Raw genomic sequence first — 16,687 nt, 5'->3', positions numbered from 1 at the left:
GCAGGCCCTTGAAAACCATTTTCACCTGCCTGCACCCTTCACCTCCCCCGCACCCACGGCAAATTGCGCCGCAACCTTTCGCAGCCGGACGGCGATCGGCATGCCCATATGCCTGACCGCCGCCGGATCGCTGAGCGCCGTCCATATCGCTTTGAGCGGGGACCGCGCCTTGATGTGCTGGACCAGCGACAGGAACGACGCCGCCTTGCGCAGGCTGCGCGTGCGCCTTGCGAAAGCGGCCTCGGCCTTTGCGTCCATCGAATGCGTTCTGGCGAAGACGATATCGGCCTTGCGCATCGCCTCGACGTGATGAAGTTCGAGCACGCGGGAAATCGAGCCGGTGCGGATGTGGTAGACATAGCCGGTCGTCGGCTCGACCACGCATTTACCGCCCTTGGCCAGCGCACTGGCCAACAGGATGTAATCCTCGCCGATGATCAGGTCCTCATCATAACGAAGCCCGTTTTCGTTCAGGAACTGGCGCTGGAAGATCGGCTTGAGATAGCCGAGGTTGAACCTGGATTCGAAGACCACATTGCCGGCGATGTAGTCCGCCAGCGAGATTTCACTCAAGCCTTCGAAATAATCGGCCGGGAACATCGTCTCTTCGGCGACGCCGTCCTCGCGAACGACCTGGAGATTGTCGACGGCGATCTCGGCGCCGGCTTTCTCGGCGCGCGCAATCATGGCGCACATCCGCCCGGGATAGACGGCATCGTCGGAATCGAGCACCGCGACCCATCGGCCACGGGCAAGTTCGAGGCCGGCATTCCTGGCGCCGCCTGGGCCGCGGTTCGCGGGAAGGGCGACGACGCGCACGATATCTTGCGGCCAGGCATTCGCCAGGTCGAGCGTCCGGTCGTGCGACTTGTCGTCGACAATGATGACCTCGACGGAGACGTCGCGCTGGGCGATGGCGCTACGAACCGCCCGGTCGAGGGTCGCCTCCGCATTGTAAGCGGCAATGACAAAGCTGACGTCAGGCTGCACGCTTGCCCCCTTGCTGCGGCGAGGGCAGGCCATATTGGTGGATCTCACGCACGCCGACCAGACCGCTGACGACACCGACATGCATGATGCCGCGAAGCACGCTGCGGTTCCTGCGCACGGGATTGATGGCGACCGGGATCGCCGATGCGAAGCAATACACCGCCTTTGCCGAGGCGAGGCCGATCTCTTTCGCACGCCGGACACCGCCTGCGTTATGTCCGAGCAGGTGACCGTGCGTCTGTCCGAAACGAAAGCGGCGACGTCTCAGCCAGTCGAAGGCCGCCCTGGCGCGCGGCACCACTTCGTCAACCCAGGCCTCAGGCGAAAAGGCGATCCGGCCGCCGGCCTTGACCATCTGGTCGAAGAATTCGGTGTCCTCGCCGCCGGTCTGGCCACGCGCCAGGCTGAAGCGCCGACCGCGAAGACTGTCGGCGCTCATGCTGAGCAGGACGTTGCAGGTGTAGCCGGTGCGGATCTCGCCGCGCACCCAGACCGGCAAGGTCGAGTGGAAATCACCTTTCCGCATCCAGTCGGGCGCATCCGCCGCATAGACCGCCCGCACCGGGCCGAGCACGGCCGTGGCACCACTCGCCTCAGCCACGGCGACCAGTTCGGCCAGCCAGCGCGAAGACGCCGTTTCGTCGTCATCGATGAAAGCGGCGAAATCCGACGTGCTGGAGTCCAGGCAGGCATTGCGGGCGATCGAGATGTTGCGCGCCGGCGCATGCCGGTAGCGAATCGGCAACTTGAGCTCTTCCATCAGCCTCGTCACCAATGGCTCGGCCGTCGGCGCGTCGTCATTGTCGGCGACGATGATGCTGATATCGAACCCCGAAGGCATGTCCATGGCGGCCAGGGAACGAAGCGTGTCGGCAAGCTCCGGCCGCCGAAATGTGCAGACGCAGATGTCGATGCTTCTGTTTTTGCCGGCATTGCCCATCACGCCACCCCGCGCTGCGATCGAGGTCCAAGGAGTTGCAGCCAGAAGCCGACAGACCAGCCGAAATGCATGACCATCGCCGAGAGCCCGGCCAGCGCAATATGGGGATTGCGCTGACTGATGGCGGTCCACACGCCATAGCCGAGGCAGACCGACGCCCACAGCAGGAGCGGCACGGCCGCCAGCCAATGGACGAAGGAGAAGGCCGCGAGCAGGACCACCGGGAACACCAGAAGCGGCACCATCTGCCGGACCTTCGGGATCATGCGGTGCTTGAGAACGTTCCTTGCCCGGCCACGGCCATAACCGAGATACTGGAAATAGAGGCCCTTCAGCGACGAGCGTGGATAGTAGATCATCTGGGTCTTGCCGCTGATCCAGATCCGGTAGCCGGCCTGGCGGAGCCGGTAGTCGAGCTCGGCATCCTCGTTGTGACTGAACGTCTCGTCATAGCCGCCCACCGCCGTGAAGGCCGATATCCGCATCAGCGCATGATGACCGTGATCGACCCACTCTCCCACTGAGAGATGCCGGTGCTTGGAGCCGCCCGTGCCGAGCTTGGAATTCTGCGCCGCAGCGGCGGCTTTCTGCACGGTGCCGCTGCCGCTGGTCAGCATCGAGACGACCACCGAATCCGCGCCGGTGGCCAGCGCCTCCTCGACCAGCCGATCGCAATAGTCCGAGGGATAGCCGCCATGCGCATCGATGCGGATGAGATACTCAGTGCCTTCGCCGTAACGGGCGACGGCGAGATTGATCGCCGCGCTCTGCAGGCGCTTTTCGTTGTGGAGCAGGATGACGCGCGGATCCTTGCCGGCGATCTCCTCGACGATGGCCCTTGTGCCGTCGGTGCTGCCGCCATCGGCGACAACGATACTGGCGCCGAGCCTCTCGGCCGCCGGCCGAAGCTGATGAAGCAGCGCACCGATATGGGCCGCCTCGTTCAGGCACGGAATCACGATCAGGCTGGACGGAAGCATTTCGGTTTGCGTCATCGACCCGTGTCCATCTCCAGCCATGCTACGCCAGTGCCTCGGCGGCATAGGGATCGGGCACAGAAGCCAAGCCGCGAAGTTTCTCGACCAGCGCCCGGCAATCGCCGCGATCGTGGCTCCAGGTTCGCGGATTGCGGGCAAGAACACGCGCCCGCAGCGTCCCGAAACGATGCTCCTCCATATCGCCGAGGGCAGCTTCGAGCGCCTCGGGCGTCGCCTCGGGCAAAAGAACGCCGATGCCCTGTCGGTCGAGGAACCGGCCGGTTTCGGTGTTGCCCATCGAGATCGGCACGGCGCCGAAGCGGCAGCCCTCATAAAGGCGGTTGGGCAGCAGCCATTCGGAATTCAGCCCCTGTTCGAAAAAATCGATGGCCCAGGAAAAATGAACTTCCCCGTAGATCGCCGCCATGTCCTCCGGGTTCCGGTAGGGTCCGCCGAACGAGAGCCATGGCTCGGCTTCGACAAAGCCGTGAAAGTCCGGAAATTCGGACAATGCCGGACGGCCTCTGAGGATTATTTCGAACCGGCCGTCGAGGCGGCGGGAGAATTCGGCCAAAAGCTCAAGGGACCGGCGGCAGCGCAGCGCGCCGAACCAGCCGATTCGCCAAGGCGGCGCGACGGGATTCTCTGCCGCCATGCGATCATCCGGCGACACCGTGGCAGTCTCGAAATATTTGTTCTCGAGCAGTTCGACCGGTGCCGCGACCTGCCCGAACGGCTTGAAATAATTGGCGATGAAGGCCGGCGAACTCGTCACCAGGAGTTTGACATCCCTGGCCAGATAGCGCTCCGCGCCGCGCATCGCCTTGCCCAGCAAGTCGTCGCGCAGCACCAGCCGATGGATGTCGAGACACTCGTAAACGATCGGCACCGATGCCTGGAAAGCCGACCTGGCCCGCCGGGCAACTGCCAGCATTTCCAGGTTGCGCGCGATGATGAGGTCGGGCCTGGGCGTCGAACCAAGTTTCGAACCGATGGAAACCGCCGCTCTCGCAACCGCAGCCAGACGCTGACCGAATCGGCCGTCGCGCGTCGCGCCAAGGTCGATCGGCCGCAATCCCTCGACGTCGGCAACAGGGCTCACGGACCGACGGAAACCCGCCAAGGTAACCTCAGCGCCGCCTGCCTTGAGCATTATGATACGCCGGCGTACCGCCGGGTCGGAGACGTCGTGTACCAAGTACAAGACATGCAGCATGAAAACTCGACCGCTGTTGGCCCGCCCGCGAGGATGCTAGTACAGCTTTTGCTGCATCGCAACATTTTTGGTGCGACGTAGCAGAAATCCACGTTTTTTGTTGCACTGCAAAAATATTGCCGTAGTTTGGTGACCGGGCCGGCACAAGATCAGGGATCCTGAATTTGCAAGCCAATGCATTCGATCCGCCAGAGGGTTCTCTTCGCAGATCGGTCGGACGTGGCGCCATCGTCACGGCCTTGGCACAATCGGTGCGTGTTGCGACGCAGATCGTCTCCGTCATCGTCCTGTCGCGGCTTTTGTCGCCGCAGGACTTCGGCGTCGTGGCGATGTGCGCGCCGGTGCTCGCCTTCATCGCGCTGTTCCAGGATTTCGGCCTGACCCAGGCGACGATCCAGAAAAGCGGAATCAGGCATGAGGAGGTCAACTACCTCTTCTGGATCAATGTCGCGGTCAGCACGTTGCTCGCCTGTGTGCTTGCGGGTGCTGCCCCCCTGGTCGCGGCATTCTACGGCGAACCGCGGGTGGCAGGCCTGGTTGCCGCATTGGGGCTGCAGATCATCGCCTACGGCCTTGGCGCCCAGCACCTGGCGCTGCTGACGCGCCGCATGCAATTCGTTCGCCTGGCCGTCATCGACGTCGCGAGCGCCGTTGCCGGCCTTGCCGTCTCGATCGCCTGGACGTTTATCGACCGTTCCTACTGGGCGCTTTTTGCCGGCACGCTGACAGGAGCCGTGCTGCCGACGCTTTGCTTCTGGGCAAGTTCGCGTTGGCGACCCAGCCTGCCGCGCAAGGTCACCGGCATCAGCGCGCTGATCAATTTCGGCGCCGGCATCACCGGGTTCAATTTCGCCAACTTCTTCGCCCGCAACCTCGACAATGTGCTGATCGGAAAATACTGGGGCGAAGCGCAGCTCGGCCTTTATGACCGCGCCTACAAGCTGCTGCTGTTTCCGTTGAGCCAGATCACCAATCCGCTGTCGAAGGTGATGGTGCCCGCTCTTTCCAGGCTGAAGGACGAGCCGGACCGCTACCGCAGCGCCTATCTTCGCGTCATGCCGCTGATCTTGCTGGTGGCGCTTCCGGGTGTGGCCTTCGCCACCGCCATGTCCGACGTGCTCATCCCCTTCGCGCTTGGCGAACAGTGGCGGCAGAGCTCCGATATCTTCCTGGCGCTCGGTTTTGCCGGGCTGCTGCAGCCGCTCAACAATCCGGCGGGATGGCTTTTCGTCAGCCAGGGCCGCTCCGGCGATTTCATGCGCTGGGGCATCGTCACGGCCTTGACGTCGGTGCTGGCCTTCATCATAGGCCTGCCCTATGGCGCGCTCGGCGTGGCGATCGCCTATGCGGCCAGTGAGTATCTGAGAACACCTTTCCTGTGGCTCTATATCGGCAAGACCGGGCCGCTCAGGGCAAGCCATGTGCTGCGCGCGGCAACGCCCTTCGTGCTTGGCGCGCATCTGGCGCTTGCCGCTATCTGGCTCGCCAAGCCGCTGCTGCCCGAGCAGCACGTCATCGCCATGGCCAGCGCGGCGGTGCTGTCCTACATGATCACCATCGTGATCGCGCTGGCATTCGCTTCCGGCCGCGAGGCATTGCGCGAGGCCTTGAAGCTCTTGCCGGCACGGGTGCCCGCGGCTGCACCAAGCGAGGCGAAGTAACATGCACGGACATTCATACGAGGACCGGGTCTAATCCATGCACTACCGATCGATCTCCGACATGAACGATGCGATTGTCAGGAACCTCCACCGGCTGCCGCGCGACATCGACCTGGTGGTCGGCGTTCCCCGCAGCGGCATTCTGGCTGCCACGCTGGTCAGCCTGACGGCGAACATCCCGATGACCGACCTGGACAGTTTCCTCGCCGGAAAGATCTATACTTCGGGCGTCACCAAACGCCGTGCCGCGCTCGACCGCAAGGCCTCCGAAATGCGCAAGGTCCTGGTGATCGACGACAGCGTCAGCGGGGGTGCGGCCATGCGCGACGCACGCAGCCGGATAGAAGCCGCCGGCATCAAGTCGGATTTCACCTTCGCAGCGGTGTTCGGCCTGGTGCCGCAATACGAGGAAACCGATCTCGTCTTCGAAGTGGTGCCGCATCCGCGGATGTTCCAGTGGAACTTCATGCACCACAAATTCCTCGCCCAGAGCTGCGTCGACATTGACGGCGTGCTTTGCCTGGATCCGACCGAAGCCGAGAACGACGACGGGCCGGCCTATGAAAAATTCCTGAGCGAAGCGCTGCCTCTCCATGGCCCGACCCGCAAGATCGGCTGGCTCGTCACCAGCCGGCTCGAAAAATACCGCGCGCTTACCGAAGCATGGCTCGCAAAGCACGACATCCAATACGATCACCTGATCATGCTCGACCTGCCGAGCAAGGCGGAGCGGCAGCGGCTTGGCGTGCATGGCAGTTTCAAGGCCGATTTCTACCGCAACTGCGATGCCATCCTGTTCATCGAAAGCGAGCATCAGCAGGCTCTTAAAATCGCCGAGCTTTCCGGCAAGCCGGTGCTGTGTGTGGAAACGCATCTTGTAAATTATCCCGACGCGCTATCGCTGCCGGCACTTGGGCAGACGGCACGCAATCTCCCGGCCAGATTGCGGCAGATCAATTCGCCTGACGGACGCAAGACGGCCATCAAGAATGTCGCGCGCACGCTGCTTGGCGAACGCGGCTACGAGACGCTCAAGAACCGCGTCAAACGACCGGCCTGACCTCACCCAAATGCGAGATGCGACAAGGAGCCCTGTCCCATGAAAATCCTTTTTGCAGGCGGCAATGGTTACACCCCGCAGTTCAGTGGCGGTGTCCAGTCCAGCACGCATCATCTGGCCGAGCAGTTGCTCGAGCATGGGCATGAGGCGTCGGTGCTTGCCGCTCTGTTCGGCCAAGGCGTTTTCGGGCTCAAGGCGCGCGCCAAGATGAAGCTTCTGAGGCAGCGCGCGGTTATAGACAGCTATCCCGGCTATCCCGTGGTGCGGGCCTGGTTCCCCTGGGAGGCGGCACGGTTTGCCGTCGAGAAGCTGAGGCCCGATGTCGCCGTGGTCCAATGCCACAAGTCGGTTCCGATCGGCAGGGCGCTGCAAGCCGAAGGCGTGCCGCTGGTCGTCTACCTCAGGAATGTCGAGTTCCACGAGCTGGGCGGCGACCTGCGCGAGCTGCATTCGGCGCACTACATCGCCAATTCAGAGTTCACGGCACGCACCTACAAGGAAAAATTCGACATCGATTCGACGGTCATCCCGCCGACCATCAATCCCGCGTTCTACTCTACGCCGACGACAGGCGAATTCGTCACGCTGATCAACCCCTATGAGGAAAAGGGCTTCGAGCTTGCGGTGCGCATTGCCCAGGCATGCTCCGAAATCCCGTTCCTGTTCGTTGAAAGCTGGAAGCTCGACGATGATCATCGGGCGCGCATCGAGCAGACGATCGCGCCGCTCGGCAATGTCACGCTGGAGAGCCGCACCAGCGACATGAAGACGGTCTATGGCCGTACGAAGATCCTGCTTGCCCCGAGCAAGTGGGAAGAGGCCTGGGGCCGGGTGGCCTCGGAAGCCCATTGCAGCGGCATCCCGGTGGTCGGCTCGCGTCGCGGCGGCCTGCCCGAAGCGATCGGCTCCGGCGGCGTGGTGCTGGATTATGAGGCTCCGCTCGCCGACTGGGTGGCTGCGATCAGGCTGCTGTGGAACGACCGCCGGGAGTATGAACGGCTGTCGGCTGCGGCGCGCGCATTCTCCGAGCGCCCGGCCTTGAACCCCGAGCGCCAGTTCGCGACTTTCTTCTCGCTGCTCGACAAGGCCGCACAACAGCCTTCACGAAAGGCCGCATAAGGCTTTGGCGAAGGCGTCACTGCAGCGCCTCAATCCGCACGCGCTTGTGTCAAGAAAGGGTTTTATCTGATGGTGCTGGACATCAGACCGGAAAAAATCACCAACGACCATTTCGATCTCGTCGCCATCGGTTCCGGTTTCGGTTCGGCCTTCTTCCTGCACGGGTTCACGAAGCGGCGAAAGGCCCGCATTCTGGTTCTGGAATGGGGCCGGCACAACACCCATGAATGGCAGCTCGACCAGAACGCCAACACCGACATCGACGACGAGACGACCTACAAGACCAATTCCGACAAGCCTTGGAATTACACGATCGGATTGGGCGGCGGCACGAATTGCTGGTTCGCGCAGACGCCGCGCTTCCATCCGAACGACTTCAGGCTGAAAAGCCTCTATGGCATCGGCAATGACTGGCCGATCGGCTATGACGAGCTCGAGCCGTTCTATTGCGATGCCGAAGACGTCATGTCGATCTCCGGCGATCCCGACATGGCGGCGATGATGCCGCGCTCCAGGCCGTTTCCGCAGCCGCCGCATAACATGTCGGCGCCGGACCGGATGATGAAGGCGGCGCAGCCGGACCAGCACTTTGTCATGCCGACGGCGCGGGCGCGGGTGCCGACGGCGCAGCGAACCTCGTGCTGTGCCAATTTGCGATGCGGCCTTTGCCCGGTCGACGCGAAGTTCACCGTCAATAACGGCCTGATGCATGTCTTCGAGCATCCAGACGTTTCGGTCTGTCTCGGCGCCGAAGTGCGTCGTCTCGACCATGTCGGCGGATCGGTTCGTTCGGTCACATTCACCCATGACGGCAAGGAATACCAGGTCACCGGCGATCTTTTCATCCTCGGCGCCAATGCCATCCAGAGCCCGGCGATCATGCTGCGGTCCGGCCTGTCGGGCGAATTCGTCGGCCTCGGCCTGCACGAATCCTACGGATGGAATTTCGAGGCATACCTTGACGGTGTCGACAATTTTGGCGGCAGCACCATCACCACCGGCTTGAATTTCGGCCTATACGACGGTTCCCACAGAGCTGAGCATGCGGCGGCCCTCGTTTATTTCGAAAACCGCTGGCAGCACGGGATGCGCCCCGAGAAGGGACGTATCCGTCAGACGCTTCCCCTGGTCATTGTGACCGAGAATCTGCTCGATCCGGAAAATCTCGTGATTCTCGACAAGGATGAAAACGCCTTCGTCAGTTTCAAGGGCCCGTCCGACTATGCCACCAAGGGCATGGCGCGAGCGCTGGAGAAACTGCCGGCGCTTCTGGCGCCCCTGCCGGTCGAACAGATATTCGATCGCGGCATCCGGCCGACCGAGTCGCATGTCCAGGGAACGTTGCGGATGGGATCGAGCCCGGCGGATTCGGTCGTCGACCGGGACATGATCCACCATCAGCTCCGGAACCTGGTTGTCGTCGGCACCAGCACCTACCCAAGCTGCTCTTGCGTCAACCCAAGCCTGACCGCGGCAGCCCTCTCCTTGCGGGCGGCGAGCCGGATAGCATGAAAGGAGACGCCAGATGATCGAGGTTTCGCGACGTGCGGCACTGGCCATCCTGGCCGGCGGAGTCGCGTCGTCAGGTATCGCCTACGCCGCCGTTTCCTCGCTTTCGGACGAGGATCTGGTGCGGGTCACGCTCGAAAAATACTTCGGCAAGCTGAATATGCGCATCGAACATCTGCAGCAGTTCGTCCTGGAATTTCAGAACCGCAATCCGTGGATATTTCCAAACGAAAAGCTGGGCGATGCCGTCACTCTGCTTGAGAAACTGAAACTGGGCGCCGCACGCCAGCTGCTGCCAGAAGAGAAAAAGCAGGATCTCAGGCATTTCGACCGTTGGGTGATTGCCGAATTCCATATGCTGACCGACTACGCCTGGCGCAGTTCGCCAAACGACCCGATCCGGTTCACCGGCTGGCACCCATGCACCAACCCATTCGCCAATTTCGAGATGCGCCAGGACGCCTAAAGCGCGTCGCGTTTGAACGGATTCATGCGACGCGCTTTAAGCTCTTGTTTTTATGCATGTCGTTGTCGCAAAAACAAGAACCCGAAGCTCTACCCCCAGCCGTTACCGCATGGCCTCATGCCGCCATCCTGCCGATCGAGTGGTATTCGATGCCGTGGCGAGCGATGACCTTTGGATCGTATAGGTTGCGGCCATCGAAGATGATCGGCGTGGTCAGTGCATCCTTCATCGCGTCGAAGGACGGCGCGCGGAAGCTCTTCCACTCGGTGGCGATCAGGAGCGCATCGGCGCCACGCAGCGCTGCCTCCTTGGTCCCGCACAAGAGCAGATCGTCGCGCAGCCCGTAGATATGCTGGCATTCCTGCATCGCCTCGGGATCGTAGGCCTGCACCTTGGCGCCGGCCTTCCAGAGCGCTTCCATCAGGACGCGCGCCGGCGCCTCGCGCATGTCGTCGGTGTTGGGCTTGAAGGCCAGGCCCCACAGCGCAAAGGTCTTGCCCTTGAGATTGCCCTTGAAATAGCGGTTCACCTTGTCGAACAGAACCGACTTCTGAGCGTTGTTGCGCTCCTCGACCGCGCGCAGCAGCTTGGCATCGAATTTGACGCCTTCGGCGGTCTTGATCAGGGCCCGCACATCCTTTGGGAAGCACGAGCCGCCATAGCCGAGGCCCGGGTAGATGAAGTGGTAGCCGATGCGCGGATCGCTGCCGATGCCCTTGCGGACCTCCTCGATGTCGGCGCCGAGCTCCTCGGCCAGATTGGCCATTTCGTTCATGAAGCTGATCTTGGTCGCCAGCATGCAGTTGGCCGCGTATTTGGTGAACTCGGCGCTGCGCACGTCCATCACGATCATCTTCTCGTGGTTGCGGTTGAACGGGGCGTAAAGCTCGCGCATCACCGCCTCGGTGCTCTCACTGCCGGTGCCGACGATGATGCGGTCGGGCTTCATGCAGTCGGCCACGGCGGAGCCCTCCTTCAAGAACTCCGGATTGGAAGCGACGTCGAAAGCGAGATCCTCGCGACCGCGCGCCTTCAGCGTGGCCGCGATCTTGGCCTTGACTTTTTCGCAGGTGCCGACCGGCACGGTCGACTTGCCAACGACGATCTTGGGTGCGTCCATCTCCCGGCCAATGGTCTCGGCGACGGCCAGCACATATTTGAGGTCGGCCGAACCATCCTCGCCCGGAGGCGTGCCGACGGCGATCATCTGGATCTCGCCATGCTTGACCGCGGCGACGGCATCGGTGGTGAACTGGATGCGGCCGGCCGCGTGGTTCTCCTTGACCAGGTTTTCGAGCCCGGGCTCGTAAATCGGAATGAGGCCCTGATTGAGTCGTTCGACCTTTTTCGCGTCGACGTCGACGCACACCACCTGATGGCCGACTTCGGCAAGCACCGCCGCCTGCACGAGACCGACATAGCCAATTCCAAAGACCGTCAGATTCATTCGGTTTCATTCCTGTTCAAGGCTTCGGACTGTCTTCGGTCCGGCCGGTTCAGATGCGTTTTTCCAGGGCGTGATTTCACGACTAGTTCGTTATGCCGCATGCCAGCGATTCCGGAAACTGGCACGGTTGGCCCAGTGCGGTAAATGCGACGCGATCCACCTGCATGGTGAGCTTGCGACCCGGATCCGAGAATGGTCCCATCCAGCCTTTCATCGTATCGCTGCCCCAAAGGCTGAAGAATATCTTTTGCGCATGGGTGGGAAGCTTTGCCGGATCGGTAATCGTGTTCACAAGCTTGCCATTGACGTACCAGCGCAGCCTGTCCTTCTCCCAGACGAAGGCATAGTCGTTGAAGGCCTTGTCGGCGCCACCCTCGACATCGACCAGCTTCTCGTTTTTGCCCTTGCCGGCGATGTAGGCGTTGACCTGCACCTTGGACGTATCCTTGGTCAGGATCTCGAAGTCGATTTCATCCCATGGCTGCTTGTCGGAGGGACCGATATAGGAAAAGAAGGCCGCGTTGAGGCCGGATCCGGTGTCCGTCTTCATGCGCGCCTCATAGGTGCCGTAGCCGAAGCGCTGCTTGGTCTGGATCTCGGCGCAGGCAAAGTCGCGATCCTTCAGCTTGCGCTTCTCGAAGCCGAGCGTCAGCATGCCGTCGGAAAGCTTGACCAGGTTCTTGGACCAAATGCAGTTTTGAAAAGCGCCGTTGCTCCAGCCGTCGGCAATATACCAGCGCGAACGGTCGAATTTGCTGAAATCATCGACAAATGACGGTGCGCTTTGGATATCCTGAGAACGGGACGGGGCCGGGCCTGCGATCAGGCCGCCGAGAACGACCAGCACAAACGCGCCAAGCGAGCATAGCCGCCTCCCTTGCCTGGTCCAATGCGGGAACGGCATTCGGCCGGTTGTTGGGGTGCAGGTTGTTGGGGTGGACGTGTTCTTCGGATTCGCGCTCATACCAAACTCACCTTTGTGCTGTGCGCCCCCAACCCAAAGTCGATGTTCGAACCATGATGAAACAAGCTGATCTTGACCCTTCCTCCACTCCCGCGCCCGGCCTCTTGCTCCAGCGTCAGCCCGTTGCCTGCGGCGCCAGCCAGGATCCTGGCTTTCAGCTCGCACCGACGGCCGGCTTGGCGAAGGCAACCTTGGTAGTGGAGCCATGCTGAGCATTCTGGTCGAAGATTTCATCCAGCGAATGACGGATATCCTTCATTAATTCGTTCTGACGGTTGAGCGCTGCGATCCGGCGCTCGCAATTCAGGATCGACTTCGTCAATTCGCTGACTTCTGCTGAACTTTTGGAGGATGCGGCTCCATTCTCCATCGCCTCGACCAGGAAGGCCGCGTTAGTGGCTTTTGTGCGGTAGCGATTCTCAAGTCCGCTCTTTTCCGCCTCGACCTCGGCGGCGATCTGGTCAAACAGCTTTGCCAGGCGATCGAGGCGCGCAATGTCGGTCTGTCTGTCGCGAGCCGGATCCCTTGATCTGAAACCGAATATCGAAGCCATGCGCTCCTCGTCACAGGGAGATATGTTGGACCGTTTCGATCGGCCAACCAGAATTGCTGCACCGCAACATACAGTGCCATCCCGGGAGCGAGTAGGCAACCACCTAAAGCGCGTCGCGCCTGAAGAAATTCAGGCGCTTCGCGTTAAGCTTTTGTTTTTATGCAGGTTATACGCCAAAACTACCGCGCATCCGGGCGTCACGCATCAGACCGAAACTCGTGAATTCCGGTCTTGACGCATGTCGTTGTCGCAAAACCGCTGCCCACTTTTGCGCGACATGCATTTGCTTACGTCTCGCCGGCCGGGCTGGTTGCGGCCATCAGAAAACGCCGCGGCGGCACATGCTGGTGCTTCGAGATGAAGCCGAAGTGGCGGAACAGCGCCTCCAATTTGTCGGCAGCAACACCGCGAACGATGGGAATAAGATTGGACTGACTGGCCAGCGCATAGGCTGCGGCCGACGCCAGGCCCCGCTCTGCCTTCACGTCGAGGAAATTCCGTAGCCGGTATTTGTCGCGCACATGCCGCTCGTGCCTTCTGAGCACGGCTTTCGAACCTTCCGACAGACTGTCGATCGCCAGCAGCGCCAGATCCGCATCGGCCAGACGCTTGAGATCCTGAGTCTTGTGCCGGCCGCTTAGCGAATCGGCGCGAACGATCGCGCCATAGCCACACGACCTGATGACCTTGAACCGCGCGCCGCATGCGACCGCTCGCGCGTAGAGTTCATAGTCTTCGCCCAGACGCAGGTTTTCATCGTAGCGCAGCCCATGCCGATCGAGGAAGGCACGGCTGATCACCGGTTTGAGGAAGCCCAGTTCCCCTCTCCGCACACGGCGCCTGGAAATGTTGCCTTCGATGAAGCGCTCGAAATCGAGAAACTCCGGCTCGGCCGAAAACCGTGGGGCCACGATTTTCGAGACATCTGTCGCCGCATCGTCCCGGATCAGCATGATGTTGTCGGCGGCGAAATCCCAGTCGGCGCCAGCGAACAATTCGCGAAATCGGCCAGTGAGAAAAAAATCGTCGGCATCCAGAATGCTGATGAAAGGCGATTTGGACCTGGCTATCGCGGCGTTGCGGGCGAAGGAAGGGCCACGGTTGACGTCGAAGCGGATGATGCAAAGCCGGCCGCTGCCGTCGTCGGCCGCCTGAGCGGCTTTCGCCGTGTCGTCGGTGGAGGCGTCGTCGACGACGACGACTTCCGCCACCTCCGGTTCGCGCAAAGCCGATGCGATAGCGGCTGGGATTGTCCGCGCCGCGTTGCGGGCGGCGATGATCACGCAGACCTGGGATCCTGTCATGGCTTGGCCTCTCGATTGCACAGGTGGCTCCAAATTTCCTTGCCCTTCTCCCGTTCAACGCCCGATGTCATTCTCATCGACTGTCATTCTCATCAACTATCTGGCTCATCAACTGTCCGGCCGTTCGAAAATGCGCCGGCTGAGGTCGGCCGAAGCGGCCCAGCCGGCCTCGGCCAGATAGCGGACCGGCTCACGACCGCACAGTTCCCACAATACAGTTCGCCTCTGTGGCCATCTCAAGGACGACAGCCAAGGCGCAATGACCATGTTGAGTAGGTCTTCATCACCGATGCGCGACAGGACCCGGGTGGCCCGCTCCGACAGCAATGTTGCGGTACCGCCAAGAAGCACATCCGCGGCACGCAACCCAAGCAGCAGCGTGTCGGCCAGCCCCTGCTCCGCCGCATGGTCGAGCACATCCTGCTGATCCGCCTCGCCCAGGCGACTGGCGCTGGCGCGGACATCGCAGACATAGCCTGCGCAGGGTTCCCGGTTGAAGAGCGCCTTGGCCACGCTGATGCCGGAAAGAAGCAAGGTATCGGAAGCCGAAATGAACGGCACGTTCTCACCAGTGATCTCGACCGAGCGCTTACGCCGCAGAAATCCATCGGTGTCGCGTGGGCTCGGCGAACCGGGCTGCTGGAGCCGGTAGTGAAGATCGACGGTGGAAGGCTTCGACCCGCCTTCACGGATCATATGCTGTTCGCCAAGAAAACGAACCCACCACACAGAGCGGGACTTGCCCGCGACCTGGTAGCCGATCGACCGGAGCGCGTCGCGCGCTTCGGAGAAACCGGTCGGCGAGACCAGGATGTCGACATCCCCGGAAGGCTTCATGAAATGATCGCCATAGAGCAGATGCTGCTGGAACGGGCCCTTCAGAAAGACGAAATCGATATGCCTGTCATGCAGCACCTCATGGATCGCCATCGAATCCATGATGCAGGACGAGTTCATCGAGACCGTCCGCCTGCGATAGGCATCAAGCCATTGGGAAAGTTCGGGCCATTGGGAAAGTTCAGGCCATTCAGAAGGCTCGGGCGGTCGTTCGCTTGCCGGTGCGCGGCACAACGCCTTGAGGACGAAGGTCGCGACCTTGTTGAGCCTGGCAATATCCGTAATGCTGGAGACGGAAAGGGTGGGGCTGGAGACGGAAAGTGCCGCCATGGGCTTCTCGCCCATGGCGGCACGCGTATCGGCAGCAAAGAACAACCTCAGGCAGGCTTGGACATAGGCGGTTTCGTAGGCGCATTCGCCGGCGCGCAATCGTTCGTAGGAACTTTCCTGCAAGGCCATTCTGCGCGAAGTCTCCGAAAACAAGCTGCCGACGCGTATGCTGCAACTGCGAAGCAAAGCATCGCCAAAATCAATCGCGCCGTCCAGTTTTTCCTTTGCCGTCCCGTTTTTTGCATTCCGAGCGATCGTGAGCACGCGAACGAACGCACGGCTGCAATGTCAATCGGGTCGAACATTTCGGCCGACGCCCAACGAGGTTGTGCTCACCCGCTATGCGCCCGCCTAAAACAAGCTTATCGAAAAATTCTTTTATTGAAGTAAAATCAGATACTTAAAGAACCGACTCTCGAGCAAGCCATGCCCACGGATTCAGCGTGGGAAATCCTGCCACAATCGACGATGTAGCGGGCGCAACCCAAAATTGATTAACGCCCGGTAAATCAGGCTTGACTCATAAACGACACCATGCAGCTATTGCATTGCAGCATAAAAAATGCTGACGGCACTCGACAGGCCGTTTCCAGTTCTTATCGGAGAGTAAAATGGAACAGAATGTTGAAAAGCATGAGTACGAGACACCAAGCCTGACGGTTCACGGTTCGATCGAAACGATCACGCAAGGCAGCGCGGGCGCGACGGCTCTCGACGTAGCTTTCCCTGCACACACGCCTCTCGACCAGCTTACGTTCTCTTGAGCCTGTCTTTCTACACCGGAGCGGCGGGCCTGGATTGACGGGTCGAAAAGTGACGGGTTCGCACTCTGGAACCAAAGCATAAAAGCATTAGGAGAGTCGGGGTCACAAATTTCCGGCTCTTCCTTTTAGTCCCTGGAACTGCCGAAGCATATCGCAAAACGAGGTTTAGGATGAACCGGGACCGCTCCGGCCAAAACTACGTCAGTGCGACTAAGGATGCCGTGGCTTGCGAATTCGGCGGCGGGCTGGCGCTGCTCAATCTGAAATCCAACATCTACTACAGCCTGAACAGCGTCGGGGCCCACATATGGGAGCTGATTCAGGAGCCGAAGCCAATCTCTGAAATCCATAGCGCCGTGCTTGCGCGCTACAATGTCGACCCGGAGCGCTGCAAGGCCGATGTCGATGGATTGTTGAAGAGTCTGGCCGATTGCGGACTTGCGAGGCTCCATCATGAGGAACTTGTCTGATGCACGACCCCGAAAATCGGAATCGATTTTCGCTGGGGATCATGCACAAAACCGTCCAAAGGGACGCGCGGCGCTATAGA

The 16,687-nt window shown here is 61.1% G+C and carries 16 protein-coding genes; 7 read left to right on the top strand and 9 right to left on the bottom strand.

The genetic code is table 11. The features are described from left to right. Positions 1 to 21: 21 nt before the first annotated feature. Genes OHD62_RS04085 through OHD62_RS04070 form a run of 4 tightly spaced genes read right to left on the bottom strand, consistent with a single transcriptional unit; the run spans position 22 to position 4,123 of the window. Complete coding sequence (locus OHD62_RS04085) at positions 22 to 990, bottom strand: glycosyltransferase family 2 protein (protein WP_263781124.1); 969 nt, start codon at positions 988 to 990, stop codon at positions 22 to 24. Further along, a complete protein-coding gene (locus tag OHD62_RS04080; protein ID WP_263781123.1) occupies positions 980 to 1,930 on the bottom strand; it encodes a glycosyltransferase in 951 nt (316 codons plus the stop codon). Before OHD62_RS04080 ends, OHD62_RS04085 begins: the two co-directional genes overlap by 11 nt. Continuing rightward, entirely contained in the window at positions 1,930 to 2,925 is a 996-nt protein-coding gene (locus OHD62_RS04075; RefSeq protein ID WP_263781122.1) for a glycosyltransferase family 2 protein, read from the bottom strand. The genes OHD62_RS04080 and OHD62_RS04075 overlap by 1 nt, the downstream gene beginning before the upstream one ends. Positions 2,926 to 2,950: 25 nt before the next feature. Continuing rightward, positions 2,951 to 4,123 carry a glycosyltransferase gene (locus tag OHD62_RS04070; protein WP_263781121.1) on the bottom strand — a complete coding sequence of 391 codons (1,173 nt, stop codon included), beginning with the start codon at positions 4,121 to 4,123 and terminating at the stop codon, positions 2,951 to 2,953. 164 nt (positions 4,124 to 4,287) lie between these two features. Between OHD62_RS04070 and OHD62_RS04065 the strand changes: the two genes are divergently transcribed. The 5 genes from OHD62_RS04065 to OHD62_RS04045 all read left to right on the top strand — a co-directional run bounded on the left by OHD62_RS04065 (position 4,288) and on the right by OHD62_RS04045 (position 9,938). Next, a complete protein-coding gene (locus OHD62_RS04065) occupies positions 4,288 to 5,784 on the top strand; it encodes a lipopolysaccharide biosynthesis protein (protein WP_318528585.1) in 1,497 nt (498 codons plus the stop codon). Positions 5,785 to 5,821: 37 nt separating this feature from the next. Beyond that, positions 5,822 to 6,844, top strand: a complete 1,023-nt coding sequence (locus OHD62_RS04060; protein ID WP_318528586.1) for a phosphoribosyltransferase — start codon at positions 5,822 to 5,824, stop codon at positions 6,842 to 6,844. Positions 6,845 to 6,883: 39 nt separating this feature from the next. Beyond that, complete coding sequence (locus tag OHD62_RS04055; RefSeq protein ID WP_263781117.1) at positions 6,884 to 7,963, top strand: glycosyltransferase; 1,080 nt, start codon at positions 6,884 to 6,886, stop codon at positions 7,961 to 7,963. A 69-nt stretch (positions 7,964 to 8,032) separates the two neighbouring features. Further along, complete coding sequence (locus OHD62_RS04050; RefSeq protein WP_263781116.1) at positions 8,033 to 9,475, top strand: GMC oxidoreductase; 1,443 nt, start codon at positions 8,033 to 8,035, stop codon at positions 9,473 to 9,475. A gap of 13 nt (positions 9,476 to 9,488) precedes the next feature. Continuing rightward, entirely contained in the window at positions 9,489 to 9,938 is a 450-nt protein-coding gene (locus tag OHD62_RS04045) for a hypothetical protein (protein ID WP_263781114.1), read from the top strand. 115 nt (positions 9,939 to 10,053) lie between these two features. Here the strand turns inward: OHD62_RS04045 and OHD62_RS04040 are convergent, their stop codons facing one another. The 5 genes from OHD62_RS04040 to OHD62_RS04020 form a co-directional block, all read right to left on the bottom strand. Next, positions 10,054 to 11,385 carry a UDP-glucose dehydrogenase family protein gene (locus OHD62_RS04040; RefSeq protein WP_263781112.1) on the bottom strand — a complete coding sequence of 444 codons (1,332 nt, stop codon included), beginning with the start codon at positions 11,383 to 11,385 and terminating at the stop codon, positions 10,054 to 10,056. A gap of 82 nt (positions 11,386 to 11,467) precedes the next feature. Next, positions 11,468 to 12,349, bottom strand: coding sequence for a family 16 glycosylhydrolase (locus OHD62_RS04035; protein WP_263781111.1), 882 nt, complete (start codon positions 12,347 to 12,349; stop codon positions 11,468 to 11,470). Between the two features lie 154 nt (positions 12,350 to 12,503). Then, positions 12,504 to 12,902 carry a hypothetical protein gene (locus OHD62_RS04030; protein ID WP_263781110.1) on the bottom strand — a complete coding sequence of 133 codons (399 nt, stop codon included), beginning with the start codon at positions 12,900 to 12,902 and terminating at the stop codon, positions 12,504 to 12,506. A gap of 287 nt (positions 12,903 to 13,189) precedes the next feature. Then, positions 13,190 to 14,206, bottom strand: a complete 1,017-nt coding sequence (locus tag OHD62_RS04025) for a glycosyltransferase family 2 protein (RefSeq protein ID WP_263781109.1) — start codon at positions 14,204 to 14,206, stop codon at positions 13,190 to 13,192. Between the two features lie 108 nt (positions 14,207 to 14,314). Next, positions 14,315 to 15,502 (bottom strand): nucleotidyltransferase family protein, encoded by a 1,188-nt coding sequence (locus OHD62_RS04020; RefSeq protein ID WP_263781108.1) that lies wholly within the window; start codon positions 15,500 to 15,502, stop codon positions 14,315 to 14,317. Positions 15,503 to 15,984: 482 nt separating this feature from the next. On the opposite strand from OHD62_RS04020, the gene OHD62_RS04015 reads away from it, so the two are divergent. Next, on the top strand, positions 15,985 to 16,137 hold the full coding sequence (locus OHD62_RS04015) for a lasso peptide (protein WP_263781107.1): 153 nt from the start codon (positions 15,985 to 15,987) through the stop codon (positions 16,135 to 16,137). Between the two features lie 170 nt (positions 16,138 to 16,307). Beyond that, entirely contained in the window at positions 16,308 to 16,607 is a 300-nt protein-coding gene (locus tag OHD62_RS04010; protein ID WP_263781106.1) for a PqqD family protein, read from the top strand. Positions 16,608 to 16,687: the final 80 nt, after the last annotated feature.

This window comes from Mesorhizobium sp. YC-39 (assembly GCF_025753795.1).
Classification (GTDB): Bacteria; Pseudomonadota; Alphaproteobacteria; order Rhizobiales; family Rhizobiaceae; genus Mesorhizobium.
The sequence above is the reverse complement of the archived record's forward strand: the minus strand, read 5'-3'. Positions and strand labels throughout refer to the sequence as shown.

Bases quoted from the DNA above. Each gene is read 5' to 3' on its own strand.
- OHD62_RS04050 (WP_263781116.1), top strand. From the start codon at position 8,033: ATGGTGCTGGACATCAGACCGGAAAAAATCACCAACGACCATTTCGAT.
- OHD62_RS04055 (WP_263781117.1), top strand. From the start codon at position 6,884: ATGAAAATCCTTTTTGCAGGCGGCAATGGTTACACCCCGCAGTTCAGT.
- OHD62_RS04035 (WP_263781111.1), bottom strand. From the start codon at position 12,349: ATGAGCGCGAATCCGAAGAACACGTCCACCCCAACAACCTGCACCCCA.
- OHD62_RS04025 (WP_263781109.1), bottom strand. From the start codon at position 14,206: ATGACAGGATCCCAGGTCTGCGTGATCATCGCCGCCCGCAACGCGGCG.
- OHD62_RS04040 (WP_263781112.1), bottom strand. From the start codon at position 11,385: ATGAATCTGACGGTCTTTGGAATTGGCTATGTCGGTCTCGTGCAGGCG.
- OHD62_RS04010 (WP_263781106.1), top strand. From the start codon at position 16,308: ATGAACCGGGACCGCTCCGGCCAAAACTACGTCAGTGCGACTAAGGAT.
- OHD62_RS04045 (WP_263781114.1), top strand. From the start codon at position 9,489: ATGATCGAGGTTTCGCGACGTGCGGCACTGGCCATCCTGGCCGGCGGA.
- OHD62_RS04030 (WP_263781110.1), bottom strand. From the start codon at position 12,902: ATGGCTTCGATATTCGGTTTCAGATCAAGGGATCCGGCTCGCGACAGA.
- OHD62_RS04020 (WP_263781108.1), bottom strand. From the start codon at position 15,502: ATGGCCTTGCAGGAAAGTTCCTACGAACGATTGCGCGCCGGCGAATGC.
- OHD62_RS04070 (WP_263781121.1), bottom strand. From the start codon at position 4,123: ATGCTGCATGTCTTGTACTTGGTACACGACGTCTCCGACCCGGCGGTA.
- OHD62_RS04015 (WP_263781107.1), top strand. From the start codon at position 15,985: ATGGAACAGAATGTTGAAAAGCATGAGTACGAGACACCAAGCCTGACG.
- OHD62_RS04060 (WP_318528586.1), top strand. From the start codon at position 5,822: ATGCACTACCGATCGATCTCCGACATGAACGATGCGATTGTCAGGAAC.
- OHD62_RS04075 (WP_263781122.1), bottom strand. From the start codon at position 2,925: ATGACGCAAACCGAAATGCTTCCGTCCAGCCTGATCGTGATTCCGTGC.
- OHD62_RS04080 (WP_263781123.1), bottom strand. From the start codon at position 1,930: ATGGGCAATGCCGGCAAAAACAGAAGCATCGACATCTGCGTCTGCACA.